We start from the raw sequence: 6,636 nt of genomic DNA on the forward strand, positions 1-6,636 counted from the left end.
TAAAAAAACCGAAAGAATGAACTTTCGGTTTGTGATTTTATTTTGAAACAGGAGTTCCGTAAAGGTCAAATTCTGTAGCTTCGTCAATTTTAATATCTGCAAATTCACCAACTTTTAAGTAGTGTTTTGTTGCATCAATTAAAACTTCGTTATCCACATCCGGACTGTCAAATTCAGTTCTTCCAATAAAGTGGTTTCCTTCTTTTCTATCGATAATACATTTGAATGTTTGTCCAACTTTTTCTTGATTTAAATCCCAAGAAATCTGTGATTGAAGTTCCATTATTTCTTCAACACGTTGCTGTTTTACTTCGTCTGGAACATCGTCTTCTAGTAAATAAGCATGTGTGTTTTCTTCGTGAGAATACGGGAAACATCCCAAACGTTCAAATTTCATTTCTTGAACCCAATCTTTTAAGATTTTAAAATCCTCTTCAGTTTCGCCTGGATATCCAACGATTAAAGTTGTTCTGATGGTCATCCCAGGAACGGTTTCTCTGAACTCTTTTAATAATTTAGTCGTTTTTTCTTGTGTTGTTCCGCGACGCATTGATTTTAGAATATTATCAGAAATGTGTTGTAATGGAATATCTAAATAGTTACAGATTTTAGGTTCGTTACGCATTAGTTCTAAAACGTCCATCGGAAAACCAGTTGGGAAAGCATAATGTAAACGAATCCATTCGATACCTTCAATCTTAACTAAGTTTTCTAATAATTCAGCAAGATTACGTTTTTTGTATAAATCTAAACCGTAGTAAGTTAAATCTTGAGCTATTAAAATCAATTCTTTTACTCCGTCTTTTGCTAAACCTTCAGCTTCTTTAACCAATTTTTCGATAGGTTGAGAAACGTGTTTTCCACGCATAAGTGGGATTGCACAAAACGAACATGGTCTGTCACAACCTTCTGCGATTTTTAAATATGCATAATTTTTAGGAGTTGTAGTTAAACGTTCTCCTAATAATTCGTGTTTGTAATCTGCTCCTAAAGCTTTTAGTAGAAGAGGTAGGTCTGTAGTTCCGAAATATTGGTCAACATTCGGAATCTCAGCTTCTAAATCTGGTTTATATCTTTCAGATAAACATCCGGTAACAAAAATTTTGTCAACCAAACCTTGCTCTTTTTTCTCAACGTATTCTAAAATTGTATTTACCGATTCAGCTTTTGCGTTGTTTATAAAACCACAAGTGTTGATAACGATGATATTTCCTTCGTCTTTAACTGCTTCGTGTGTTACGTCTTTTCCACTAGCTTTTAATTGTCCCATTAAAACTTCACTATCGTAAACGTTTTTAGAACACCCTAGTGTAATTACATTGATTTTATTTTTCTTTACAGATTTAGTTCTCATTTCTAAAAAAAATTGGAATGCAAAATTACTGATTATTTATGGATTAAGCTAAAGTTTTGTTTCTGATTATAATCTGAAAATTCCTCCGACTGCAATTATACTTTCAAAAAAAGTAAAATGATGCATAGCTTTATCTGTTGTATTTTGTGATATGCGTGCATTTGTAATATCAATATATCCAATTTTCGCCTCGTATTGAATGAAATAATGTTTAAAGAAAGTTAAGTTTAATCCTGTTTTTGCAGAAAATCCAAAACCAGAAACTTTAAAATCGTCATAGCGTTGTCTTCCGAACATTTGTGCATTCGTTTTTGGATATAAAACTCCAGCACCAACTCCTACCGTTGTGTTTAATTGAATTTTGTCTGTATCTCTGATTTGAACCAATTTTGAAATATCATCTACACGGTTTATTTCAGCGTTTATAAAATTTAAACCATCGGTATGTTCAAAAGTTAAAAATTCTTTAGTCAATAAAACATCTCCATTTGGTAAACTTTCTCCGTACGAACCTTGATTTGGGTAATATCCGTCATAACTTACTTCTTGAAATTGCGTGGTTACATATTTCATATGGTCTAAACCTAATGATACATTATAATGATCAGAAATAAAATAACCAATTCTTGCATTTGTTTGAGGAATTGTTAATTTCGTAGGATTGATGTAATCAATGTGCCAGCCTTTTGGTTTGTCGTGAGCGGTTGCATTATGTAAGGTGAAATCATAATCTGAACCTTTGAAACGTATATCAGACCCTGAATAATAACTTCTATTTCCTCCCCAATAAACATAAAATTTACCTTTATTAGATGCTGTGTATTTTGGTAATGTTTCTTGTGCTGAGTTTTGATAAGTGGTTAATAATGTTAGCGTAGCAAACGCAATCTTAATTAGTTTCATACAACAAATTTTTATGCAAAATTACAATAAAAAAAATCCTTTCTAAAAATAAAGAAAGGATTTAATAGTACTATTTTTTCTAAAAGCTGAATGAGTAAGTTAAAGAAAAATTATTATGTTTTGTTTTAACAGTTGCATAATCATCAAGACCAGAGCTTATCACATTCATGCTCATTGGTTGATGTGTATAGCTGTAACCAAAATCTAAGCGAGCTGCTCCAAAACTATATCCAATACCACCAGAAACTGAGTTAACATCTCCAATGATATTTGTTTGTTTGTATGGACTTTGAACATATCGATATCCAGCTCTTAAGCTAACTTGACTGATTCTATATTCTCCACCGATTCTAACTTCAGAACTAGATTTTAAATTATTACTGTAATAATTATTTAAATCGCTAAAGTTTGAAGTATCACTTGAGTATTTGGTTGTGCTGAAATCTTTTATTTTATAATCAACACTAATTATACCAGATTTACCGAAAATATATGCAAAACTTGCTCCAAATGTAGAAGGTGTTTTAATTCGATATCTGTCAAATAAAGTAACTAAGTTGGGATTTACGTCATGCATACTACGAACTCCATTGTCGTAACTATAAGTTTGTAAACGTTGTTGGCTCTCATCATTCAATCCATACCAAGTTGGAGATTCGTAGCTTAAACCAACTCGAGTACTTTCTGTTAATTTTGCAATACCACCAATATTGAATGAGAATCCGCTTCCGTAAGTGTAAATATTGTTGTCAAATAAAATGGTTCCAACACCATTTGTAACAGGAGCTGTGTTTTCTTCAAACGTTGAAATTGATTTATTGAAATCGATGAAGCTCACGTTTAAATTCGCTCCTAAATAATATTTGTTATCGATGTTTAAACCAAAGTTACCAGTTAATTTACTATTGAATCCTGAAGTATTCATTAGGGTTTCTTGATAATATTTTCCTGGAGCAACATTTAATGAATAACTACCGTTTGGCTCATCGTTTAAAATGTAGCCTTGATAACCCATCATTGCTTGTTGTGCTTGAAATCCGTTTGGCTGAGAATTTAAAAAATCGTATAAATCTCCAATAGTTTCACCTTGCATGGTTTGGACTAAGTCTAAAGGAACAGGGGATCCGTTGTCGCCAAAGTTTGCGTGTTGCAAAAAGTAATTTCCAATGGATTGGTTGTTTATTCCTTGGATTCGATAATTGTTATCGTAAGTAGCTTGGTTGTTGATAATTAAACCAAAATTGTAGTTCTTTATTTTGCTATCTTCTTTTCCATCAACAACGAAAACTGCTCCGAAATGAGAAAAATCTAAAGCTGTATTTTTTTCAGTTGAATTATAATTTAAAAACGAAGCGTTATTTTTTCTACTGCTAATATTAGCTCCAAATGAAACATTATTATAATTAAAAACGGCAGAACCAGCGGCGTTGTCTTGAATAGCAGAAACATCTCCACCAATTGCTCCAAAAGCACCGCTCATTGCGTTGTATCTTGCTGAACCATTTAATTGATTACTTCCAAATCGAATAGCATCCGTTGGTTCTAATTCTTGTGACCAAATTTGTGGAGCGATTAATAAAGCTCCTGCAAAAATTATATATTTTTTCATAATCTATAAATTTATCTTCTTCCTCCTGAACTTGAACGACTACCTCCCATACTTGAACCACCTGATCTTGTAGCTGGCATACTTGTTCTTGATGGTGAGCTATTAATTGTTGTATTTCTACTTGGTGTGTTGTAATTTGTTTCTCTCGTGTTTTGTCTAACTGTGTTTGTTCTTGTTGACGTGTTTCTAACATCTGAAGATCTTACATTCGAAACTTCGCCTCTTGTATTTGTAATATTACTGATGCGATTTGCGTTTGTACGTGGATTTTCTATTGAAACACGACTACTTCTTGTTGGGCTAGTGTTTCTGTAATTAGATGAAATAGTTCTGGTGTTACTTGTACGAGAAATGTTTCTGTAATTATTGCCGTAGTAGGGATATCCCCATCCACCGCCATAATACGGATATCCCCATCCGCCTCCATAGTAAGGGTTGCTCCATCCAAAACCACCACCAAAACCAAAGCCGTAATTCCAGCCCCAATAATTATTATAACCGAATCCCATATTCCAGCCATATCCAGGGAAGTAATTATTCCATCCCCAATATGGATTTCCGAAACCTGAGTTTATGTAAATATTTGTGTTTGAATAGTTTTCTCCCCAACCAGGATAATTTCCATTTTCATACGAAGAATAACTGTCAATGTCTGTAAAAGTTTCGAATGAGTTGTTTTGCTTTTCTTCGAAATATTCTTCATAATAAGCTGTTTCATTGTGTGTAACAGGAGCTTTTATTTTACCAGTGTTATAAATTCCATCGGTATCATAATAGTTTGAATTTAATGAAGTACACGAAACAGTGGTTAATCCAATGGTAACCATAAGACCTAAATAGGTAGGTAAATTGAGTTTTTTAAAATATGTTCTCATTAGATGTAGTTTTTTATTGTTGAACATTACAAAAATAGTTAGTTTTGTAGAAATTATTGTGTTAATAATTTAAAAACAAATTTTATACCAAAATATTAAAAATGAGCAAGAACATCACAAAAAGATCAGAGGATTATTCTAAATGGTATAACGAATTAGTTGTTAAGGCCGATTTAGCTGAAAACTCAGGAGTTAGAGGATGTATGGTTATTAAGCCGTACGGGTATGCAATTTGGGAAAAAATGCAAGCCCAATTGGATAAAATGTTCAAAGAAACTGGACATAAGAATGCCTATTTTCCGCTTTTTGTGCCCAAAAGTATGTTTGAAGCTGAAGAAAAGAATGCGGAAGGTTTTGCAAAAGAATGTGCAATTGTAACGCATTATCGTTTGAAAAATGACCCAGATAATAAAGGGAAATTAATTGTAGATCCAAATGCAAAATTAGAAGAAGAATTAATTGTTCGTCCTACTTCTGAAGCTATTATTTGGTCAACTTATAAAAAATGGGTGAATTCATATAGAGATTTGCCTTTGTTAATAAATCAATGGGCTAATGTTGTTCGTTGGGAAATGCGTACGCGTTTATTTTTGCGTACTGCTGAATTTTTATGGCAAGAAGGGCATACGGCTCATGCTACAAAAGAGGAAGCTTTAGCGGAAGCAAAACAAATGCATCAAGTTTATACTGATTTTGTTCAAGATTTCATGGCTATTCCTGTGATAAAAGGAGCAAAAACAGAAACAGAACGTTTTGCTGGTGCTGATGAAACATTCACGATTGAGGCGTTAATGCAAGATGGAAAAGCTTTACAAGCTGGAACTTCTCACTTCTTAGGGCAAAATTTTGCTAAAGCATTTGATGTGAAGTTTGCGAATCAAGAAGGTAAATTAGAGCACGTTTGGGGAACTTCTTGGGGAGTTTCAACTCGTTTGATGGGAGCGCTTGTTATGACGCATTCAGATGATAACGGTTTAGTTCTTCCTCCAAATTTAGCTCCAATCCAAGTTGTGGTTGTTCCAATTCATAAAACAGATGAACAATTAGCAGAAATTTCTGAACAAGTAAATGATTTGGTTAAGAAATTACTTAAATTAAATATTAGTGTAAAATTTGACGATAGAACTAATTTAAAGCCTGGGTTTAAGTTTAATGAGTATGAATTAAAAGGTGTGCCTGTTCGTTTAGCGATTGGTCCTAAAGATTTAGAAAATGGAACTTATGAAGTTGCACGTCGTGATACATTAACAAAAGAAATTGTTTCTAAAGAAGGAATTGAAATGTTTATTGTAGATTTACTTGAAACGATTCAAAAAGAAATGTTTGATAGATCTCTTGCTTTTAGAGATGAACATATTACTGAAGTTGATACATTCGAAGAGTTTAAGGAAGTTTTGGAAACAAAAGGAGGTTTTATTTTAGCACATTGGGATGGAACTGCTGAAACGGAAGATAAAATCAAAGATTTGACTAAAGCTACGATTCGTTGTATTCCTTTAGATAGAAAAGAAGAAGCTGGAAGTTGTGTTTTTACTGGAAAACCATCGGAAGGAAGGGTTTTGTTTGCTAAAGCATACTAAGAATATTATCAAAATCGGTTTAGTTTTTATGCTAAGCCGATTTTTTTTAAATTCTAAGTTTTTGGTAATGAATTGGGTTAAGAAATATTTTATGTTAATGCTTTAAAAAGGTTTGTGAATTCAAATTTAATTAAGATATTTGCACTCGCATAACAGTAAATAAGTTCATTTAAAGACTGAAAAAAAATAAAAAATAAATTTGTGAGTTTTAAAAAGTTTTGTACTTTTGCAACCGCAAATAAAAAGTAATAAGGTCCGTTCGTCTAGGGGTTAGGACGCCAGGTTTTCATCCTGGTAACAGGGGTTCGATTCCCC

5 protein-coding genes are annotated in these 6,636 nt (G+C 32.8%); 1 reads left to right on the forward strand and 4 read right to left on the reverse strand.

Going from position 1 to position 6,636, the window contains the following annotated elements; genetic code table 11:
- Positions 1 to 37: 37 nt before the first annotated feature.
- The 4 genes from rimO to EG240_RS02160 form a co-directional block, all read right to left on the reverse strand.
- Positions 38 to 1,354 carry a 30S ribosomal protein S12 methylthiotransferase RimO gene (gene rimO, locus EG240_RS02145; RefSeq protein WP_125016935.1) on the reverse strand — a complete coding sequence of 439 codons (1,317 nt, stop codon included), beginning with the start codon at positions 1,352 to 1,354 and terminating at the stop codon, positions 38 to 40.
- A 66-nt stretch (positions 1,355 to 1,420) separates the two neighbouring features.
- On the reverse strand, positions 1,421 to 2,257 hold the full coding sequence (locus tag EG240_RS02150; protein WP_125016937.1) for a hypothetical protein: 837 nt from the start codon (positions 2,255 to 2,257) through the stop codon (positions 1,421 to 1,423).
- 79 nt (positions 2,258 to 2,336) lie between these two features.
- Positions 2,337 to 3,866 carry an OmpP1/FadL family transporter gene (locus EG240_RS02155; RefSeq protein ID WP_125016939.1) on the reverse strand — a complete coding sequence of 510 codons (1,530 nt, stop codon included), beginning with the start codon at positions 3,864 to 3,866 and terminating at the stop codon, positions 2,337 to 2,339.
- Between the two features lie 11 nt (positions 3,867 to 3,877).
- Positions 3,878 to 4,741 (reverse strand): hypothetical protein, encoded by an 864-nt coding sequence (locus EG240_RS02160; RefSeq protein ID WP_125016941.1) that lies wholly within the window; start codon positions 4,739 to 4,741, stop codon positions 3,878 to 3,880.
- A 101-nt stretch (positions 4,742 to 4,842) separates the two neighbouring features.
- Between EG240_RS02160 and proS the strand changes: the two genes are divergently transcribed.
- The gene (gene proS / locus EG240_RS02165) at positions 4,843 to 6,321 is read left to right on the forward strand and encodes a proline--tRNA ligase (protein WP_125016943.1); all 1,479 of its coding nucleotides are present in this window, start codon (positions 4,843 to 4,845) and stop codon (positions 6,319 to 6,321) included.
- Positions 6,322 to 6,636: the final 315 nt, after the last annotated feature.

Origin of the sequence: Paenimyroides tangerinum, from assembly GCF_003865405.1 — a bacterium.
In the GTDB taxonomy this organism is placed as follows: domain Bacteria; phylum Bacteroidota; class Bacteroidia; order Flavobacteriales; family Flavobacteriaceae; genus Flavobacterium; species Flavobacterium tangerinum.